At 58.0% G+C, this 20,338-nt stretch carries 13 protein-coding genes; 7 read left to right on the top strand and 6 right to left on the bottom strand.

Translation table 11 applies throughout. The features are described 5' to 3' along the window. Positions 1 to 37 precede the first annotated feature (37 nt). The 5 genes from BLV07_RS07335 to BLV07_RS48655 all read right to left on the bottom strand — a co-directional run bounded on the left by BLV07_RS07335 (position 38) and on the right by BLV07_RS48655 (position 5,656). A complete protein-coding gene (locus tag BLV07_RS07335; RefSeq protein ID WP_091881818.1) occupies positions 38 to 664 on the bottom strand; it encodes a CpaD family pilus assembly lipoprotein in 627 nt (208 codons plus the stop codon). A 10-nt stretch (positions 665 to 674) separates the two neighbouring features. Further along, the gene (locus BLV07_RS07340; protein ID WP_091881821.1) at positions 675 to 2,129 is read right to left on the bottom strand and encodes a type II and III secretion system protein family protein; all 1,455 of its coding nucleotides are present in this window, start codon (positions 2,127 to 2,129) and stop codon (positions 675 to 677) included. Between the two features lie 27 nt (positions 2,130 to 2,156). After that, positions 2,157 to 2,846 carry a response regulator gene (locus tag BLV07_RS07345; protein ID WP_091881823.1) on the bottom strand — a complete coding sequence of 230 codons (690 nt, stop codon included), beginning with the start codon at positions 2,844 to 2,846 and terminating at the stop codon, positions 2,157 to 2,159. A gap of 1,815 nt (positions 2,847 to 4,661) precedes the next feature. Then, entirely contained in the window at positions 4,662 to 5,084 is a 423-nt protein-coding gene (locus tag BLV07_RS48650) for a hypothetical protein (protein ID WP_244550997.1), read from the bottom strand. A gap of 275 nt (positions 5,085 to 5,359) precedes the next feature. Beyond that, a complete protein-coding gene (locus tag BLV07_RS48655; protein ID WP_244550998.1) occupies positions 5,360 to 5,656 on the bottom strand; it encodes a hypothetical protein in 297 nt (98 codons plus the stop codon). Positions 5,657 to 6,204: 548 nt separating this feature from the next. Here BLV07_RS48655 and BLV07_RS07360 point away from each other — a divergent pair. Then, positions 6,205 to 6,645: a VirK family protein gene (locus BLV07_RS07360; RefSeq protein ID WP_091882132.1), complete on the top strand. Its 441-nt coding sequence runs from the start codon at positions 6,205 to 6,207 to the stop codon at positions 6,643 to 6,645. A 467-nt stretch (positions 6,646 to 7,112) separates the two neighbouring features. On the opposite strand, the gene BLV07_RS07365 is transcribed toward BLV07_RS07360, so the two are convergent. Then, positions 7,113 to 9,446, bottom strand: a complete 2,334-nt coding sequence (locus BLV07_RS07365) for a hypothetical protein (protein ID WP_091882134.1) — start codon at positions 9,444 to 9,446, stop codon at positions 7,113 to 7,115. Between the two features lie 1,752 nt (positions 9,447 to 11,198). On the opposite strand from BLV07_RS07365, the gene BLV07_RS07375 reads away from it, so the two are divergent. The 6 genes from BLV07_RS07375 to BLV07_RS07400 all read left to right on the top strand — a co-directional run bounded on the left by BLV07_RS07375 (position 11,199) and on the right by BLV07_RS07400 (position 20,196). Then, complete coding sequence (locus BLV07_RS07375; protein ID WP_091881833.1) at positions 11,199 to 12,539, top strand: NtaA/DmoA family FMN-dependent monooxygenase; 1,341 nt, start codon at positions 11,199 to 11,201, stop codon at positions 12,537 to 12,539. 37 nt (positions 12,540 to 12,576) lie between these two features. Next, the gene (locus tag BLV07_RS07380) at positions 12,577 to 14,265 is read left to right on the top strand and encodes an ABC transporter substrate-binding protein (protein WP_244550999.1); all 1,689 of its coding nucleotides are present in this window, start codon (positions 12,577 to 12,579) and stop codon (positions 14,263 to 14,265) included. Between the two features lie 4 nt (positions 14,266 to 14,269). After that, entirely contained in the window at positions 14,270 to 15,226 is a 957-nt protein-coding gene (locus tag BLV07_RS07385) for an ABC transporter permease (protein WP_244551000.1), read from the top strand. Then, complete coding sequence (locus BLV07_RS07390; protein ID WP_091881843.1) at positions 15,223 to 16,086, top strand: ABC transporter permease; 864 nt, start codon at positions 15,223 to 15,225, stop codon at positions 16,084 to 16,086. Before BLV07_RS07385 ends, BLV07_RS07390 begins: the two co-directional genes overlap by 4 nt. Next, a complete protein-coding gene (locus BLV07_RS07395) occupies positions 16,087 to 17,811 on the top strand; it encodes a dipeptide ABC transporter ATP-binding protein (RefSeq protein ID WP_091881846.1) in 1,725 nt (574 codons plus the stop codon). A 903-nt stretch (positions 17,812 to 18,714) separates the two neighbouring features. Next, on the top strand, positions 18,715 to 20,196 hold the full coding sequence (locus BLV07_RS07400) for a pentapeptide repeat-containing protein (RefSeq protein ID WP_091881849.1): 1,482 nt from the start codon (positions 18,715 to 18,717) through the stop codon (positions 20,194 to 20,196). Positions 20,197 to 20,338: the final 142 nt, after the last annotated feature.

Below are 20,338 nucleotides of genomic sequence, written 5' to 3' on the forward strand. Positions count from 1 at the left end.
GAATGCCACGTCATGCTGCTCGGGTCTTACGAGCCGCTTATTTGGTTTCTGGCGCAACCCTGTTATGCGTTTCATCCTCCAAATTGCTGCCCGCCGATGTGGCCCCTCGTGCGGTGATGGGAAGCACTGCACGATCACCACTGGTCGGCATGACAGCGCCATTTCCTAACAAGTCGCCAGGTTCATTGACCATGACCGCAAGGTTATTCCGGACTGAGCAGCCAAGGGTTGGATTGAACGAATTGTCGTTCACTGTAGGAGCAACGATGGAGAGCGAGGGGCAGACCGGAGGATGGGCTTCGAAAGTGATCGCTTCGATCCTCACCCCGGAACGAGCCGGCAAATCCACACGAGAAGCAGACAGACGGATGTTGTAGGTGGCAACGCCCATGGCGCGAACCTCGTGGGCCACCTGTGCAATGAGTCTGGGTGGGCCGATGACACCCACATGGAGGGCATCCCGCCGGCCGCGACTGGTCGCTGCAATAAAGCTTCGCAGCCGATGCCGTTCGGGGCCACGAAGGCTCTGCAGGAACAGCACGCTACTCTTCTGCTCGACCTGGATCTCTTGGTCAGCCGGCGCGGGCTGGATCGAAGCAGTATTTGCGCAGCCGCCCAATGTTGCTCCAATAACGATCGGATAGCACAGATGTCGCAAAGTCATTTGGCGATCCTCATTCGATAATAAAGCCGGCGCTGCCGGTCAATCCTGGTGCGCTGGCGCGAGGCGCATCGCGCTCTCGCGGCGGCCGGGCCACCGTGTTCGTCAAAATCCGCCCCGCGTCTGAGGGCGGTGAGATGCGGTCGCTCGGCGCACTCATCCGGTTGGGATTCGGTCCCGGCCGCACGATGTAGGGCGTGACAATAATGACCAGCTCGGTTTCACGTTTTTGAAACGATGAGGAGCGAAAAAGCGCGCCCAGGATCGGCACATCGCCAAGCCAGGGAAACTCGCCGATATCAGTGTTGAAGTTGCGTCTGATGAGGCCGCCGATTGCAAAGCTCTGACCGCTGGCGAGCTCGACCACGGTGCTCGCCCGCCGAGTCGAGAGGGCAGGGACCGCCATGCCATTGATTTTGACCTCGCCTTCGCTCGACAGTTCGCTGACTTCGGGCTTCACACGGACATTGATCTGATTATTGTTGAGAACCGTCGGAACGAACTCGAGGCTCACGCCGAACTGACGAAATTGGACCGAAACCTGCCGGTTATCCTGCATCACCGGAATGGGGAATTCGCCGCCGGCGAGGAAGCTTGCGGCTTCGCCGGACATCGCCGTCAGATTCGGCTCAGCCAGGATTGAGGCGAGGTGCTCGCTCGCGAGAGCGTCGAGAACAGCGCTCAGGTTGGTATTGCCGGCGCTAAACCCAATCCCGATCGTGCCGCCGCCGCCCGCCGCGCCGAACCCGCCCCCTTTGCCGGTGACAAGGAAAGCGCCGTTTGGGCTCGAGGCGGTGAAGTTGATATTGAGATCCTTGACCGCGCTGCGGGAGACTTCTGCCACCCGCACGCTGAGATTCACCTGCAACGAGCCGGCGACCTGGATCTTGTTGACAACCAGCGCGCCCGCCCCAAGAAACTGCTCAGTGACCTTCCTGGCGGTCTCGACGACATCGGCATTGGGCGCCGTACCGCTAAGGATCGCGCCGCGCGGGGTATAGCTAACCTGAATCGGATAGTCGCCGACCTCGGCCTTCAGCGCGGCCCGTAGATCCTCGATCGGTTGGGTAACGACAACACGCAGCTCGGCGAGGGCCTCTCCGTTGTCATTCAGGGCGAACAGGCTCGTCCGTCCGGACTTTTTGCCAAACACGAAAATCGTGGTGTTCGACGGCGCCTGATAATCCGCAATCGCCGGGTCGGCAATAAAAATGCTCGCAGCCGGCCCGGTCAGATGAACTGTCTTGCCCTGTGAGGAGGTAAGGTTGAGCGTGCCGGTGGTGCTGCCAGGCGCCGCACGTGGCGGTTCTCCTTTGCCATCCCGCTTTGTCTGAGCTGTGACAGCAAGCGGAAATAGCAGAGCGAGTGCGCACAGGACGTAGCAGAGGCGGGAAAAAGCGGCATAGTGCGAGCCGCTGGCGACCATCGACGGCTCATCAGCGCCGGCGGCATTGTTAATGACGTTCAAGGGAGAGTTGCTTTCAAGTTCGATCGGCTAGGCAGCCGATGCTGCGCCAATGAGTTCAAGGGTGTAACCGACACCGCGCGCGGTCTTGATCCTGAGCGTTGCACCCGCCTGGCTCAAATGCGTGCGTAAGCGATAAATCCCGACTTCCAGCGCATTGGTCGAGACCTCGTCGTCAAATGCATACAAGCTATCTTCGAGCGATGCGCGCGGCACGGTACGGCCGGCGCGGTTGAGCAGATGTTCAAGAATGCACACTTCGCGGCGCGCAATTCTCAGTATTCGACCACCGACCGAGACTTGTCTCGCGATAGGATCGAAATGCAGATTCCCGAATGTCACCACCGGCGCCGTCATTTGCGTTGACCGTCGCAGAATAGCTCGCATGCGAGCAATGAGTTCGTCGATAGACACGGGCTTGGGCAGAAAATCATCCGCGCCTGCATTGAAAATCGCAATCCGCCGACTGAGATCATTGAGACTGCTCATCATCATGGCCGGCATTGACCGTCCCTCGCGCCGCAACTGCTTCAGCCAGTCCAATCCGTCTCCATCGGGCAAAGCCGATTCGAGCAGGACCATGTGGTAGTTCGCGCAATCGAGCGCGGCCGCCGCCTCATCCAGCGTGCGTGTCACGTCGACGGCGAAGCCGCAACTTAAGAGCGCTTCCTTCACGTCGCGGGCAAAGTCCGCATGATCATCAACCAGGAGAATTCGCATTTCATCGCCTCTCGTCCATCCACGCCAAGACCTGAGCGCGTCACGATTGACCATGGGGCTCGATGAAACTGAGAGGCGGTTGCATTGGTGTGAATTGGAACAGCCCCAAACGAGAGGGCGGAACATGTTGACAGGCGATCAATATCTGCGGGTCCATTGTCATCGGATGGACTACAGATCGCTGCGGCCTGCTTACGGCGTCGGCGCCGCTCAACATGTCCCTCATGCCAGCAAGGGATCTGATTTTGTTTAAAAGGCTGAAGGCCGCGGCAGCCCGCTGACGCGTCTGTAGGCCGATCACAGCCGTTCTTGAATGCACTGAGCCGACGCCTGCGGTGCGAAAAGCGCCAAGCCGCGCAATCGAAGCCAAAGCACGGGAGACGATCGGCTTTGTGACCGAACAGATGAGCGAAACCGACATTTGGAAACTTCCCCAATTCGTCTTCGTCCGCGGTCAGTCTTGCTGGGCTGTTGAGCCCGTCGTGTCGTGAAGTCACGACAATGCAAGTCTTTCCGCATTCGAAGACACTTCACGCGAGGCATCTGGCCAGTGGCTTCACAGGCCGAGATGCACGACAGAAACGATCAATGCCGCTCCCGGCTTGAAGAACACCCTCCCTCTCGCCAATTGTTCGCAGGCAAGGGTCTCACCGTCCTGGAGTTCAGTCGCGCCCGGGGTCCCCTCATACGCCGCAGCCCAGCGAAAGCTGCGAACGATGGCCGAATCGAGCCGCACGGTGCTGCCATCGCGCATAGATCCAGGTGGCTACACCAGCACCATTTCGTCTCACGGGGTGCACGGCGCCAGAATGATCGGTTGTCGAATTTGGAGTTGGCGTGTGCCCGGCAAGGGCGAGATAGCGACCGCCGGCGTTCTGCTCGCGCGCCGTATCTTGATTCACTTGCGAGGGCATCGGCGCTGTGTCCTCCGATCTGCACATAGGTGATGTCGGACGCTGGCCCTGGACAGGAGCAGTCCAGCAGCGTGACGGGGCAGAGCGGCGGAGCATTGTGCTTTTGAGACGTTCGCAATTCTTGCTACCTGTCAGGAAGAGTTCACGCGAGCGGGTTCTGTGTCGCGGGGCTGTCGGAAATCCTACAATCTGACGTTAGGTGAGATTCAAGTGCCTTTGACTGCTGGTTGTAGCAGTGCTCTCGAACTCGCAAGCATTCTGAAGCGATGACGACACAGTCCGGACCAGACTATCGACCTGCGCGTAATGCTCGTCCCTCTCGCCAATGTCATGACCATTTCGTCGGTCCAATTAAGGCGCAGCTTGAGCCAAAGCCGATGACAGTGTGTGAAGGCAGTCGTCTTTGCTAGGCCCTAAGGCGTGACGTCACGGTCGTCCGATCGACCCCATACGTGCCAATTTAGCAAGGAGACGGTGGCGAGCCGCGTGATGCTTCTATGTGACGCGCGGGAGCTAACTTCTGGGATGCAGACGCCCAAGCTCCCAAGCCGATTTGACCGGCAAGGGACTGAAAAAAGAATCGATTGCCACACGACATTCTTGAATGCTGCCTCCATAGATCACGATCGACTATGGGGCCTTTAGGCAAGATCGGCAAAATCGATTGTTTTGATGGAACACATCCAAGTAGCGAATAGGCCATTGTGCGACGAGCGGTGGAAGAGCGAATGATGGTGCGAGTGTGTCCTCCAGAGCGTCGGGTACCTCTTGGGGATGTGCGCGCGCCTTCGTCCCTTGCGCAGGTCAAGGGATGGGTTGATCGGAACATTAATCACGAAGCCATTATCGTGAGGCGGCGCCGCTGGGACGAGTTTTCCTTAGGTGGTTGTCTTGGTGAACATCAAGGAACCTTCGAGAATGGCGCGGTCGCCAGTTGTCTAATCATTACTCTCCAGTCCCCCCGCTTGTAGGGATTTGCTTCGCTGGCGGTTCGGTAGGTCTCCAAATTGCCGCCCAGGAACAAGCGCTCGGTCTCACGGGTGGGCGTTCTGCCCAGCGAGCACATCAAATCCACATCCGCATCGATGTTGTCCTGATCCTCCACATTCATTCCAAGGCCAATACTGCTCAGTACGTCGTCGGGCGTCCAGACCGCGGAATTCGGTACGGCGTAGGCGTGCAGCGTGTTCGCATTGTTAGCAATCGCTCTCGCCCAGTGGTCACGCGAAACGGTGAGTTTTGAGGGGTCTTCGACCAACGACACGAATGGAGATGCTGTTGTCTTACCGCGCATATGCCATCCAGCCTGGCGCGCCCGATCCATGGGATATCGTTCCAGAGGATCTCCAATGGAAGAATGATCCCGCGCCGTGTTGCGGACATGTGATATTGCACATGTGCTGGCTTCCGTGCTCGGTTTGCAGTCGCTGTCCTGGTTCTGGAAACGATGCAGCTTGAGATATGACGATGCCGCTACATTGTCGAAAATGCGGTCCCGGTCGAGACGGTCATTCAGCGGTGCGGTTGCTGGCGCCCATCGTGCTGATTGCTGTTCGGCCAGGGCTATCTCGTTCTTGAGCGCTTCAAGCGTGGCGCCCGTTAGCGTTGCGGCAAACTGGGCGCGCGCGCTACAAATGATGCGGCTGGATAGTGATTGGTTTGCGGCACCGCCTCATTCGGCGCACTCGATGATTCGATAGCAGGATCCGATGTTTGGTGAACCGAATGCAGACCATGTAGCTGGTCTTCAAAGTCTGCTTGATCGGCCGCCACCCGCACCGGTGAGCTGGCTTGTACGCTCAGTTCGTCTGCTTGCCGATCTGCCTGGTGCGGCTGCGGCAGCGCATCGTGACCGTCAACCGAGGCATCTGCGGCATTCCGTCGATCGATGTTCATCCGTTTCCCCTCGCAAAGTAGTTGTTGGTGACCATTTCTTTGCAAAGGCAGCTTTCGAGAAGCTGACGGGAGCGAAAATGATGCTGTTTGTTTTAGATGAGGATTGGCGGATATACTGAGGCGCGCGCAGCCGGACTCAAAGCCGCAAGTTGGCGCTGCATTGCGCCATTTAACAGTGTTTCGAGGAGTTAAGCTCAGCTGCCTTGACTGCACGGACTTGTTACCGCGGCGCGAGGTTCGTGCCAGCCTAAGTCCGGACCTGGTCGTTCAGGCGGCAGATACCGGCGCCGTTTGTGGTTTCTAATGGCTCCGATCGATGAATCATTTCGCACGATGACGCTCGCGAGGAGGCGACTTCAGCAAACCTGACCTACGATGTTGTGACGTCCGAATAGCCGTCACAACCACTTGCGTCTGATTGCAACCGATTGTCTTGTTCGAAGTGCGACGACGCTTGATGTCTGTGATCCGGCAAGCGGCTTGCGACAACCGCATCTTGTGACGTTTCGCTTACGCGACCTGTAGTTCCTATGGAGGGAGAAGAGCATATGAACTTAACTGGCAGAGCTCTGTTGATCGTGTTGTCCGTGCTTTCTGGGATAACCGTGAGCACGGTGGCCAGAGCCGATGAGACCTCGCCGAAATACGCCGAGGTGCTCAATGCCCTGCAGACGGGCAAGAGCGTGAAACTCATATTGGATATGAACCGCTGTACTACCGCCGAGGGCGGCAAGTCCGGGCCTGCGACGCAAGCCGGTCTGGTCATCAATGCCTTCAGGGTGACCGCCCAGAACGGCATCAGCTTTGCCAATGCGCACCAAACGGTGGATAGCTCTGGACATGCCGTGACCGAATACATTCGCCACAGCCTCAGCCGCGAAGGCAAGCTTACCGTGCGGGCCTCCAAGCTTGTCGTCGGGACCACCGAACTCGTGAACCAGGGCGAATTCATCTGCGAACTACCTGATGGCGCAAAGTTCATCTGGTAAGCGAACAAGTACGGCACAGGGCTGGGGATGGGCTGGGTAGCTTATTGCTGGTGGACGGCTTCACCAGCCGTGGCACGATAGCTTTGATCGTGACACGACGGCCAGATAGTCTCTGGCCGTCTTCCATCGAGGGACGAGCTGTAAGACCTTGCGTCAGTTCGCCTCAAGGTGCTGACGAGGAGCCGTCGATACTCAACAAGATCGCTCGGCGCAGCTATGCTCATATGATGCGGCGCGATGCTCGCCCAAGCTGCATGTGAGCACGCGCACCGGCTTCGTCGCCTGAAGCGGGGGCTGGCGAGCTGCTGCAAAGGAGATGATCAGCGCGCATTGCTGTTGAGATCACGCTCGAGAGGCCGTCCTGGCGTTGTATTCGGAGCCCGGCCGTCGCTCCGCTGGTTCAGGAGAACGAAACATCCGGCATGCCTCGTGTTCGCTTGCGGAGCTTTATCACGGCGTGCCCGAGGTTAGCCAAATTGTGGCCGATGGAACAGAAGAACGCGGCCTCCGGGTAGGCTTTCGGCCGTGTACAACTGGCCGTAGATCAGGAAACCGGTCATCGGGACATGCTCGTTCGGCAGGAGATTAAGATTTTGAAGCATGTCGATCACGATAGGCGATGCCTCTTGTGGGCCGTGTCTCCAGTCGTCGCCGAACAGCTCTCCGAGTTCAGGCAGCTGCGGGGGTTGCTGATGACCCGCAGCTATTGGCGCAGACGGCAACGAAGGGTTCTGCGCCAGCCCCATATGAGCGCTCTCGCGCAATCCGAATGACGCGGGCGGATCAAATCCTGGTGCAAGAGTGCCGGGGATAGCTGAAGCAGCCGCTGGCCTCATAGGTGGAGCGTCACCTGGCAAAGTGAGGCGAGGGTGATAAATGAGCTGGACGTCATTAGGTCCTTCCGGTCCCAACACGGCCGTGTAGCGTTCACCGCCAATCTCGTAGTTCATGATCCGCTGTTCCGCATCAGGCAAGAAGTCCCACTTACCCAGGGTCGAAAGCAGCATGTCAGGAGCCGCCTGGGTACGATGGGAAAACTCCGTGGGAACTGCGAACGACACGTCAAATGTATCGCCCACAGCGGGAGAGCGAAGGTGGATAAGCTGAATGTCATTCGGTCCTTCCGGGCCTAACACGGCCGTATAGCGTTCGCCGCGAATGTCGTAGCTCTTCACCCGCTGTGCTGCATCCGGCAACAGACCCCAGCGGCCCAGTTTGGAACGCATCATGTCCGGCGCGGGCTGGGTGCCGTGGGAGAAGTCCTCGGGAACTGTCAAAGAAGCATCGAAGCTATCGGTGGCAGTGGGAGGGGCCTGCTCAAGCACGGCCGGGGCCGCACCGGCTTCGCTCGTCATCCGTCGAGAATTTTCAAGTGGCGCGGGATTCTGCGGCTGAGGGCTGGGATGCCAAATTGCGGCATCGAAAAGCTCTTCCCGACCGACACTTGGAATGGGCGGGGGGGAGGCTGACCACATGGACCACCAAAACTCCTGGGCATCAAAACGGTCAGCAGGCACGCAATCGTCCGGTCCCGCAGCATTCAAAGAGTCTTCCTGCACTACACTTTGTACAGGTAAGCGAACTGCTGAACTCATTGGCTGCCCCAGCACCGGTGCATCGAAGGTCATGGCCGGCCGCGGACCTTCCCGGTCAGCGGCATCGAAGAGCTCTTCCTGGGTGAGACGTGGCATCGGCGAGTGCGCGCTTGAACTCGCCGCCGTCCAAAGCGCCGGTGCACCGAAGGTTGTGACTGGCGGCAGGCCCTCGCCATCCGCGGCATCGAAAAGCTCTTCTTGAGCGAAACTTTGGACGGGCGAGAGAGCGGATGAACGCATTCCCTGCCAAAGAACTGGAGCTTCGAAGTTGTGAGCTGGAAGGTTGCCCTCCGCCGCGTCGAAAAGCACATCCTGGGCCACACTTTGTGTCGGAGAATGAGCGGCTAACACCCCCCCTTGCCACTGCGGAGCATCGAAACCGCCAGCCGGCAATGCCCAATCCCGGTCCGCAGCGGCGTACAATGGCTGCTCATCGAAAACCCGTGCCAGCGAACCGGCGGCCGGCTGAATTATTGGATCGCGTGAGTTGTCTCCTTCTTCAAGAGAAGTGATGTGTCCGATGATCTTACGATATTCACGTAGCCTATTCAGGGCGAAGATGACTTTCTTGTCATTCGGAAACAAAGTGTTGGCATGGCCGAGCAGTGCATCATCACTGAGCTTGGCAATGGACAACGGTCGGAGCGCTGCCGCGAGCTTCCGAAGAGAGCTCGAATAATTTCCGATGGTTTTCGCGTCCATTTCTCGACCAAACCCTGCGCCCGCCGCCTCCCTGATCAGGCGGTCATCTTCCTTGGAAGGGCGGTAGTGTGTGGGGGCGGGCCGAGGGGCCGCATTGGGCTCGCGGTATGTTTCGACCATTAGCAATGCTGGGGCGATGATTTTGTCGTTTGGCAGCAGCTTCTTGGCATAACCCAGCAACGTGTCGTTATCGAGGTCAGCCATTGATTTGCCCGACTGCTTCAGCGCTTCGGCCAATTTGCGAAGTCGACGATCATATATACTGACGCTGGTAGGACCCGGCGGTGGCCCGCGCTCGAGGGCGGCGCCGGACGCTGCTTGGATGAGGCGATCGTCTTCCTCAGTGACATCATAGAGGTCCCTATGGGGATATATCGGGCCGACCTGTCGCGCCTCTCCCAGATGCTGCTCAAATTCCGCTTGCGGCTGTTGCGGCTGTTGCACGGTGGCATCGGATGCAGCGAAATTTTTATCGGCTGGGTTGATATTGGTGAGTCGGTCCATGATCCCGTCCGTTGACATCGCTCTCTAGTTCCATCGCTACGAACATTAGCTTTCCAAAACCTGACGTGACAACGAACTAGGTCGGGGCTAGTGCCTTCTTCGAGCGTGCTGCATCCTTCGATCGGCGAATTTGTCCTAGAGGGCATAAGAGCATCGGACAATGCATCCTGCAGTCGTGGTTATCTCCAATATCCGGCCGCCCAGGATTGTCTGCGCGTAAGTCTTGTAACACCATTGAGTATGCCGTCATTCTGTCTGCTCCTTTCAGATGCCGGAGCAGGTAATTGCTAGAGAGGGAGCGCAGCATTCGGTGCGCCGCGGATTGCCTTGCTACTCAGAGGATTGCAAATCCAGCATCGGCCATTTGCCAAAATGCTCTAGACGAAGCTCGTATCTCATCGCCAACAATGCGCCGAGTTCGACAATCCGCTACCGAACGGGGCAGTCTGTCCTGTCGGCTCGCCTTTCTACACGTTGATCGCCGGTTGGCGCCATGGCCGCCACAAGCATTCTCGTTACGTCTCGACACGCGCCAGATGCCGGGCTCGATGGCTCTTGCCAAGTTGCTCTGTTGAAGAGGCGGGGTTCGGCTTGCGCCAAGCATTCGATCCTGGGACCGCATCAGCAATCCGTTTCAGGCGGGTGGGGGGCACAATCGCGGACATTGGGGTGCCCACGGCTAAATGCGTCGTGCCCAGCGGTGCTCGTTTGCAGGCGCAGACCAATCCACTGACCGTATTGCGAGGCAGGTCACGCTTTCGCGTTTCATCGGTGTATCACTGGCGCCGCGGTCCCCGGCTAATATCACTACCGCTTCCGTTCGTGACTATGAAGTCTCGTCACCACCTCCTCGAAGCTGGCACTTCTTGACGTGCACGCAGAGATCCGGACAACTGCTCCGTTCTGCGACCTACATAGTCGCCCGGCAAATGCTGGCCGAGCCCTTTCCAATCAGCCAGGCTTTGTCTTACAACGAGCATCGCGAATTTCGAGTGTTTCATCGCATTATAGATAGTTTCCGAGCGCAAGCTTGCCGGCTGCGTTTATTCGCCAAAGTCGGCAGCTAAGTTGCTGACCAACGTTGTCGCGCCGAATGTCTGATGTGTTCTCCAACGCATCAATGTCGCTCGGTTTTCTAGCCCGTCCTGCAAATTGAAGCCGGTGCGATCGTAGGCATCGGTTGTCATCCGTGAGCCTGATCTCCAGCCTCTTGAACGAAGAGGATAGAGACATCGCGAGAGAAGAGGATGCCAATTGAGGAGAGTAGATTGGAATACTCAACTATTGCGTTTGGCTGCTTTCAACCTCTACACATCCTTTCGTGACGCGCGCTCGCGTCGGCGGCGGAGTGAAGACGTTTCTGATCGCGAAGAGGCGTCCAAAACGCCTTCCAGAGAAAGTGGCGGGGCATCTTGATGAGCTGTGCAGAGCCAATATGAACGCACCCGTTTTGAAACAGCTCAGCGTTGGATTCGAGTTAGACGCACCTGGGCGCCATTGGGCATGCGTCGTGGTCGAAGGTCTTCTGCGTCTCGACCTCTGCGAGAAAGTGCCAAGAGATAGCCAGGGCGTCTTTGGTGATATCCCTCTCACACCAATGAGTGGCTTGTTGTTAGCCCCCTCGACATGGCTGTTCGCGGGCATTCAGGGCGGACCTTCGAGAAAGGGCAGGGTGGTCGCCGAGACCGCTGGCGAAGGTCGGATTGTCACGACGTATCGAGCGGCTAAGAGGCCGCTGCATTCGGGGGTGTGATGTCTTCGGTCAACCCTATGCTCCATATCGGCTTAAATCTTCATGGCGCTGGCGGTCACTCCGCCGCGTGGCGCTGGCCGGGTACGAATCCAAGCGCGTTTTTTGATATCGAGCACTACGTCCGGGCTGCGAAGCTTGCGGAGCACGGCCTGCTGGATGCCGTATTCCTCGCCGATACCCCTGCGATAAATTCCGACATCACGCGCCAGCCGCCGCTTAATGGGCTCGAGCCTACACTGGCTCTCACTGTGATCGCCCGCGAGACGGAGCGGATCGGACTGATCGCCACCGCGTCGACAACCTACAATGAGCCATACAATCTGGCCCGGCGTTTCCAATCGCTCGATGTCATAAGCGGTGGCCGCGTCGCCTGGAACGCAGTCACGACGTCGAGCCCGGCGACGGTAGCGAACTTTGGCGGTCATCAGCTCGGACGCGCAGAGCGCTACAAACGCGCCGAGGACTTCGTTGAAACCGTCCGTGCTCTCTGGCTGAGCTGGAGTGGGGAGATGATCATCGCCGACCAGGCTGCGGGAGTTTACGCAGATCAGAGTCAATTCCGGCTGCTCGACCCTGATACGAATAGTTTTGGTATCCGAGGCCCACTTACACATCCCGCTTCGCCTCAAGGTCATCCAGTCATCGTTCAAGCGGGCGGTTCGGATCCCGGATTACGGCTTGGTGCCCGCAGTGCAGATGTCGTGTTTGCGGCAGCCGGGGACTTGACAACGGCGCTGCAGGAGGCCGAGCGCCTACGTGCTCTCTCTCGTCAATTCGGCCGCCCTGCGGCTCCGCTCATCCTCCCAGGTCTCGTCACCTGCATCGGCGGAACCGAAGCAGAGGCGGCTCGTCGCAAAGAGCAACTTGACGAGTTGCTCGATCTGGAGCGCGCCATCGCCGCTCTTGCACGAAGCATGGGCGTGGCGGTCGAGAAGCTCAGCCTAGAAAGGCCCATCCCCGAAGAAATTTTGCCCGATGCAGATAACGTTCCGTTTTCTGTCGGTCACCATCGCACGATCGAAACTCTGGCGCGTCAAGGCCGGACGGTTCGCGAGATCATCAGCAGCGTTCAAGCTTTTGGCCACCGCTTGCTCGTCGGCGCGCCCGAGCAGATCGCTGATTCGATTGAGGCCTGGTTCCGCGCTGGCGCGGTCGATGGTTTCAACATCATTCCGGACGTGCTGGCCGACGGCACTGCGGCCTTTGTCGATCATGTCGTGCCCCTCCTCCAGAAGCGCGGTCTGTTTCGCACAGAATATCGGGGAGAGACATTGCGCGAGCATTTGGGGATTCCCCTCCACATCGAACCGGCAAGCACGGCGAGTACGTCAGCGGTCTGACGCTGCATTCTCTCGTGCATTGCCCTGGAGCTTGGACATGTCTGTATCGAATTCGCAATCATCGAGGCGTTTCACCCGCCAGTCGAACCATCGCGGAAGAAAAGTGGTGGCTAGCCTGTTCGTGCTCCAAAGCCTGTCACAGTTCGCGCCCAGCGGCCATGCCCAAGAGGCGTCGGCCGGCAACGTCAAGCGAGGAGGCGTTATTCGTTACGGGCATTTTCAAGAGCCGGCGTGCCTGTTCGGAGGATGGGTGCAGCAATGGTATGTGCAACGCCAGTACAGCGATAATCTGGTTGCCCGCAGCGAGAATGGCAAGATTGTGCCATGGCTGGCCGAGTCATGGACAATCTCGGACGACAAAAAGGTATACACATTCGAGATAAAGCCGAATGTGAAGTTCACGGATGGGACTGCTCTCGATGCGCAGGCCATCGCTGACAATATCAACGGATGGCTCAGCAACGACCCCGATCTTCGTAATCCGACTGCCGCTCCTTATCTTAGCGATAGCTTCGAATCGGCAAGGGCAATCGCTCCTCTGAGGCTGCAGGTAACCTTGAAGGTGCCGTTCCAACCCTTGCTGAACGTGTTCGCCCAATCCTCACAAGGCATTCTCTCGCCATCCGCGCTCAAACGTGGACTTGCGGTGAATTGCGAGAACCCTGTCGGCTCAGGTCCGTTCATTGTCGACAAGTGGCGCCATGGGCGGGAAGTCACCTTCCGCCGCAATCCCGACTATAATTCGGCGCCGGCCACCGCGAAACATCAAGGACCGGCTTACGTTGACGGGATCAGCTGGAAGTTTTTGCCGGATCAGACTGTCCGATACGGCTCGCTGATCACGGGAGAGACCGATGCCATATACGATATCCCGGCTATCGCATGGAAGGACGCCAATTCCCGCTTCCCAGTATTGCGGCACCTTACCGGCGGCACCCCTCTGCGCCTGGCGTTGTATACGGCCCGGCCCCCATTTGACGACGTGCTCGTCCGCAAGGCCTTTGCCTATTCTACTGACCGAAAGGCCGCGGTCGACACATCCTTCCTTGGCTCTTTGCCATTTGAAGGCAACGGTGCTCTAAGTCAGAGCTCGCCGGAATACCTGCGTGAGCTCGGGCACTCCTATGCGTACGATATTCGGAAAGCCAATCAGCTGCTTGATCAGGCGGGTTGGACTGAGCGTAATCCCAACGGCGTTCGTGTCAAGAACGGCAATCCGCTCATCGTGCGCATCTCCTATTCGAACGCTTTTCTGAAGCCAGATGGCGAGCAAGCCTTGCAAGCTATCCAGCAGCAGGCAAGGGCGGCCGGTTTTGACGTACGTCTTCAACCCACCAATCCGGCTGATTTCTTCGCCGGAAAAAACCTCGGACCCGACGATTATGAGGTCGTTCTCCTCTATTGGGTTGCCCCCGGCGCTGAGATATTCCGGATCTCGTGGAAGCCCGATCAGAATGGTGAGTCCAATCGCTTCAATCCCTCACGCTACCAGGATCTGACGCTTTGGGACGTCATTCAAAAAGCGGAGCAGGATTTCAATAGCGTTGAACGTACCGCCCTCTATCAGCAGGCGGAACGGAAGATCGTGGATGACGCTGCTGTGATTGGCCTCACGGTGCTGGACGTAACGTTGGCGACCAAGCCGAACCTGAAAGACGTTTGGTTGGACCGCGGGTCAGTTGGCGAACCTGTCTTCTATGACGCTCATTTTGACGACAAGAAATGACGCCGTGAAGACAGTAGCCAATCATCCCATTGTTTGGTTCGCGCGCCGGATATTGTCCGGCGTGGTCGTGGTGTGGGCTGCCGCAACGCTTGCGTTCGTAATTCAGTGTGTGCTGCCTGGCGATCGCGCCCAGATCATCATCAATGTGACGAGTGGCAACGTCGGGCCGGCGTCGTCGGCAGAGCTTGCAGCGATCAATGCGAAATACGGCTTTGATCAACCGCTCGCGCTTCAATACGGCAAGTACATATTGCGAATCCTGCATGGAGACCTCGGCGAATCGTACCAGCAGCATCGGCCCGTCGCAGGGATCATCGCGGAACAGATTGGTCCCACGATTATTCTGGCGATCGCCGCGCTGCTGATCGCATGGATCATCGCAATCCTGACAACCTTGTTCATCGCCGGCAGAGACAACATATGGTCGAAGCTGCTCAATGACACGCAAGTCTTTTTGGCAACCGTGCCGCCTTACTGGCTAGCCACAATTCTGCTGGTTGTCTTTGCGGTAAAGCTGCGCATTTTTTCGGTCATCGGTGGAAATTCGCCGATCGGGCTCGTTCTGCCGACACTTGCGTTGGCTCTTGAACTGTCGGGCTTTTTCGGACAAGTCGTTCAGAACGAGTTCACGCGCGTGCTTGAGCAGCCGTTCGTTACGTCCGCGCGCGCCCGCGGTATGAGCGATTTCGGCGTCAGGCTTCGCCATGTCCTCCGCCACGCCGCATTGCCCGGCATTACTTTATCAGGTTGGGCGCTCGGCAAACTTCTTTCGGGCGCGATTTTGATCGAGGTGGTTTTCGCCCGTCAAGGCCTAGGTGGAGTCCTTGTCGCTGCAACGTCCTCGCGAGACGTTCCGATTGTCTCGGGAGCTGTTTTGATCTCTGCGGGCCTATTCGTTGTTGCCAGTGTGATTGTCGATCTGACTTACCGGGTGGTCGATCCGAGGATCAAGTTGACATGAGCATGTTCGCCGAAGTCACCGTGTCTCGGCCGCTCAAAGAAGTCCTGGCAATCCTCCGCCATGTTCCCTTCCGAGTTGCCGTCTGTCTCATCATCATTGGCCTCTTTGCCCTCGCGGCTATGGCGCCAAAGGTGCTGCAGACGCACGATCCGCTCGCTATTGATTTGAGATCGTCATTGCAGTCTCCGTCGATCGAGCATTGGTTGGGAACTGATCAATTGGGTCGAGATCTTTACTCTCGAGTAGTCGAGGGAGCAGGCCAATCCCTGGCCATCGGACTTGGCGCGACGGCGCTGAGCATGTCCATTGCGATCGTTTTCGGCGCCGCCGCCGCACTTTCTGGTGGCGTATTCGACAGCATCCTCAGCCGGATTGTCGACGTGCTCTTCGCAATTCCCACGCTCTTGCTCGCCCTTGTATTCGTGACCGTTTTTGGGCCGTCGGTATTGACTGAAGTCATAGCTGTCGGAATCGGCACAGCGCCAGGCTATGCGCGCATGATCAGGGGCCAGATGCTTTCCATCAAAGGGACAGGATATGTGGAGGCCGCCAAGGTGCTGGGCCATCCATTTCCCCGTATCGTCTGGAGGCATATTCTTCCCAACGCCATGAACCCGCTGACAGCAATGATGACGATCGGCGTGGGTCAGGCGATTATCTGGGCCTCCGGTCTTGCCTTTCTAGGTCTTGGCGTCGCTCCCCCGGCCCCTGAATGGGGCGCGCTGCTCAATGCCGGGCGCAATTATGTGATCTACGCCTGGTGGCTGGAGATCATACCCGGTCTGGCAGTGTCGGCGTTTGCCCTCAGCGTCACCATCGTCGGGCGCCATCTACAGGACCGTCTGGAAGGAAAAAGGTGAATGTTGCAGGTTCGTCCCAAGCCTGTCTCGCAGCAGGCAGACCTCCTCACGGTCGATTCGCTGCGTGTTTCGTTCGGGCGCGACATCGCCGAGAAAGCGGTTGTGCGCAGCATGTCCTTCTCCCTCCGACCGGGACGGTGCCTTGCGATCGTCGGTGAATCCGGCTCAGGCAAGAGCGTGACTGCGCGGGCTCTCATAGGCCTCGCTGGTCGCCACGCCGATGTCCATGCACGCCAGCTGAGCTTCGACGGGACGGACCTGATCGGCCTTAACGATCGTGCCTGGCGGCGCATCCGCGGCAACGAGATTGGCTTTGTATTACAGGATGCACTCGTCTCGCTTGACCCGCTTCGCCGGATCGGCAAAGAGATTGGTGAAGGCTTGCTCCTCCATGGTGCGGTGTCATCACGCGAGGAGCTCGCACAGCGCGTCATTGCTCTCCTTAAGCTCGTCGGCGTCCCTGAGCCCGAGATCAAGGCCGAGCAGCTGCCGCATCAATTATCCGGCGGCCAGCGTCAACGGGCTCTCATCGCTGCAGCACTTGCGCTCGATCCACGCATCCTTATTGCCGACGAGCCGACGACCGCTCTCGACGTGACGGCGCAAGCTCATGTGCTGGCACTGCTCGAGGAGACCAAAACGAGGGGCAAGGCTCTGATCCTGATCAGTCACGATCTGGCAGTGGTCTCCCGCGTGGCGGATGAAATCCTCGTCATGCGAGGAGGCGAGGTCGTCGAACGCGGCACCGCCGCCCAGATATTCAAAGATCCGCGACACCCCTATACTCGTCAGCTGCTGGACGCCGTGCCATCAGGCCGGCCGCGCGGCTCGTGCCTCTCACCATCGACTATTGTGCGTTCGCCTCACCGGCAAACGCAGCCACCCGTGCAATCGCTGCCGAAATCTCGTCCCATCCTGCTCGAAGCGACAAGTCTGGTGAAGCGCTTCAAGGGCCCGGATGGCACTTTACGGGCGGCTGTGGACGGCGTCTCCTTCGAACTGCGATCCGGCGAGACTTTGGGCATCGTGGGTGAGTCCGGATCAGGAAAGTCAACGATGGCGCGCATGGTCCTGGCGCTCGACGAGCCTGACGAGGGAGCGGTTCAGTTTGCAGGCCGGCCTTGGACCACGCTCGCCGAACGCGAACGCCGAGCTCGGCGGCGGTCGATATCGATCATTTACCAGGATCCTCTTGGCTCGTTTGATCCACGTTGGACGGTCGGACGCATCATATCCGACAGCCTTTCGAGCGAGGTTGAGACACGGCGCAAGCGGCAGGAGCGCGTTATCGAGCTGCTCGATATGGTCGGACTATCCCAGGCCTTGCTGGACCGACGACCGCTCGAGCTCTCGGGCGGTCAGCGCCAGCGCGTTGCTATCGCCCGCGCGATCGCACCAGATCCTGCCGTAATCGTCTGCGATGAACCGGTTTCGGCGCTCGACGTCTCGATCCAGGCCCAAGTCTTGGACCTGCTCAGCTATCTGAAGGACCACCTCGGCGTAAGTTATCTCTTCATCTCGCATGATCTCAGTGTTGTTCGTCATATCAGCGATCGCGTCATAGTTATGCGCCGGGGGAGAATCGTCGATAGTGGCGCCACTGAAGAGATATTTCGTAATCCACAGTCTGAATATACCAAGAGCCTTATCGCCGCCATGCCGCGTCTTGTGCGCGACGAACAGATAGGTCATTCAGCTACGATCCTCGAAGAAGGCATCGCATGAATGCCTTCGAATTCGACTTCCTTCATCATAAAATTGTCTATCTCCGATCGCCGGGGTATTCGCCTTTGCGCGCCGATTTGGTCACGATTGCGCGCTCGTTCATGGCTCGACCAGGACAGTCTGTGGCACCGGTTCCCACTAGGTGCACCGGTCGGCGCGCGGAGCAGGGCTAGCGGAGTTTGAACACTCGCCAACCGTGAGGTCGGCGATCCGCACGTGTCCAATTGCAAGTCATCGATTGCGTGCCCGCAAGGACTGGCTCTTGCTCTCCTGCAAACGAGCTCGGAATTTTCGCTTTCACGATAGCCTTGCGATCATGGTGCAGTCCCCGACAACGAGACCCTGTTTGTCAGGTTCAAAACATTCGGCGTCAATTTCGATTTCGTGAAGCATATTCAGCTCCTTACTTGCGACTGATGCGCGGCTGGCACGGTCGTTGCTATCGAAAATGAGGCAACGCCGCGTAAGGGCTGAGTGCAGCCCTGGATGAACGATCACTTTTCCGCCCGCAAGCCGTGGGTCCATTCTGAGAAAGAAGCAAGACCTTGAATATTTCGCATTCGGTTTGATGGAGAGTGATGTGGATTTGCCTATAAGAGCTGGCGAGACAAACCGCAATTTTTGGACATATCGGCACTGTCAAACGACCGTTGCGTTGTCAGCGTTGCCGGGCGCGGTGAACAATCGTAGCGAGCGGCAGTGGGGGGCACATGACGAGAATTCGGCTGACGTGCTGAAGCGTGCCGGCTGCGGAGGTCACCGACACATTAGGCGCCTCATCGACGCATCGTGTCGCCATTTCGCCGACGAGTTCGCCACAAGTCGCATAGCGTACCTCCAAGGCCGAGCAAAAAGAGGTCAATAAGAAGCCCCCCGTAATCCGCGCAATACGGAATCGTCGTCATGTCGCAAACGATCGGCGCTGATAGCCAGTGCACCGCGAATGAAGGGGCAGAGTACTGGTCAGATCCGAAAAACAACCTTTCATCAGATGGCGACTTTGTTCGGTACTGGAGCCGAGCTGCCGATCGGCTGCGCGCGGTGGCCGCTGTCGGGAGGCGAACCGAGGAGGCGATCAGAAGGACTGGGATTGGCTTGCAGCTATCCTCCGAAAACTTTAACGGTCATGACCTGTCAGATTTCCCGTTGCGACGCTGTACCCTCAATCGTGCGCAGCTCTACGGAGCAAAGTTGGATCGGGCAGACCTTTCTGGGGCGAATCTTATCTGTCCGGGCCTAGAGAGGGCAAGTTTCCTCGGGGCCAAACTCGATTTTGCGTATATGCATGCGATTGCAGCGCAGGTCTGCAACTTCGATGATGCCAGTCTGCGCAACGTAATTGATGCAACCGGCAGTCTGTTTCACGGTTGCAGCATGAAAAGGACACGCTTTGACAACGCGATGCTCAGCGGACTTCTCGTTTACCAGTGCGACGCGAGTGATGCTGTATTTGATGGTGCGGAATTACAGGGTTCGACCATCAATGAATGCTTCCTTCCTTCTGCTTCCTTCCGCTTTGCCAAGCTGAGCCAAGTCACGATCACGAAGACGCATCTGGCGGATTGCTCGTTCTTCCAGTCAAAGGGCGACTGTTTATCGATCGTGCGTCCCACCTCGGTCGACGGTCTTGTCCTGGAGGGCGCTCATCTTCCCTATCTGAGACTATCAAAGGTGAGCGGCCGCATTGCGGCGAGAGCCCTGAGCGCTCCATTCGCTGATCTTCACCTGTCAAATCTTTCAAGTGCGGAGCTTGAGCAGGCAGACTTGACCGAGGCGCGGCTTCTGTCCGTAAGCTTGTCCGACGCGAACCTCGTCGGTGCTGTGTTGAACGGTGCCTCTATTCATTCCTGTCAGCTCGATGGAGCGGACCTGTCTCGGGCATCAGGCGAAAGCATTGCGATAATAGAGAGCACAATGCGAGCCGCCAAATTGACGGGCTTTCGCGGCCGCTGTGCCTTTGTGCGCGACTGCGATCTTGAACATGCAGACTTGTCCCAGGCTTACCTCTACAGGTCGATGATCACCGGTGATCCCCCGCAATCAATGGCATTGGATCACGCAAATCTCGAAGGATCCAATCTCGTTCAGGCATATCTCGCCGCGGGAATGACCAACAGCAACCTGGAGGCAACGCGCGTCGCATACGTTCGCATGAACCAATCGTCCTTGCGCGACGCGAACCTGAGTGGGATATCGCCGTTCCAGGCCAGCTTCGTAAAGGTCGACTTTTCGGACGCTAAGATAACCACATTCGAGCCACCGTTTTTTGCCGACCGATGTCCGGGACTGCAGGCCGCTTTGAAGGGTGATCAGCCGCCCGAGCCATCAAGCTATCTGGCTGAATTCTCATCGTTGATCAGACGTGGTCGAGAAGGGTCAACCTGACTGCTTTGGAAACCACAAAATAGAAGGGACTACAGTGTCCGTGAGCTTAGAACAGGTTGATGCGGCGGTCCGAGCTGTGAGCGGGTGTTAAAGTTCTTTGGGCTCGTTGGCGTGCGCGGCCAATACGACACGCAGGGCGGAC

Source organism: Bradyrhizobium sp. Rc2d (assembly GCF_900099855.1).
In the GTDB taxonomy this organism is placed as follows: domain Bacteria; phylum Pseudomonadota; class Alphaproteobacteria; order Rhizobiales; family Xanthobacteraceae; genus Bradyrhizobium.

Coding starts and splice junctions, on each gene's coding strand:
- BLV07_RS07360 (WP_091882132.1), top strand. CDS start 6,205: ATGAACTTAACTGGCAGAGCTCTGTTGATCGTGTTGTCCGTGCTTTCT.
- BLV07_RS07400 (WP_091881849.1), top strand. CDS start 18,715: ATGTCGCAAACGATCGGCGCTGATAGCCAGTGCACCGCGAATGAAGGG.
- BLV07_RS48655 (WP_244550998.1), bottom strand. CDS start 5,656: ATGAACATCGATCGACGGAATGCCGCAGATGCCTCGGTTGACGGTCAC.
- BLV07_RS07390 (WP_091881843.1), top strand. CDS start 15,223: ATGAGCATGTTCGCCGAAGTCACCGTGTCTCGGCCGCTCAAAGAAGTC.
- BLV07_RS07365 (WP_091882134.1), bottom strand. CDS start 9,446: ATGGACCGACTCACCAATATCAACCCAGCCGATAAAAATTTCGCTGCA.
- BLV07_RS07345 (WP_091881823.1), bottom strand. CDS start 2,846: ATGCGAATTCTCCTGGTTGATGATCATGCGGACTTTGCCCGCGACGTG.
- BLV07_RS07335 (WP_091881818.1), bottom strand. CDS start 664: ATGACTTTGCGACATCTGTGCTATCCGATCGTTATTGGAGCAACATTG.
- BLV07_RS48650 (WP_244550997.1), bottom strand. CDS start 5,084: ATGGATCGGGCGCGCCAGGCTGGATGGCATATGCGCGGTAAGACAACA.
- BLV07_RS07375 (WP_091881833.1), top strand. CDS start 11,199: ATGTCTTCGGTCAACCCTATGCTCCATATCGGCTTAAATCTTCATGGC.
- BLV07_RS07395 (WP_091881846.1), top strand. CDS start 16,087: ATGTTGCAGGTTCGTCCCAAGCCTGTCTCGCAGCAGGCAGACCTCCTC.
- BLV07_RS07380 (WP_244550999.1), top strand. CDS start 12,577: ATGTCTGTATCGAATTCGCAATCATCGAGGCGTTTCACCCGCCAGTCG.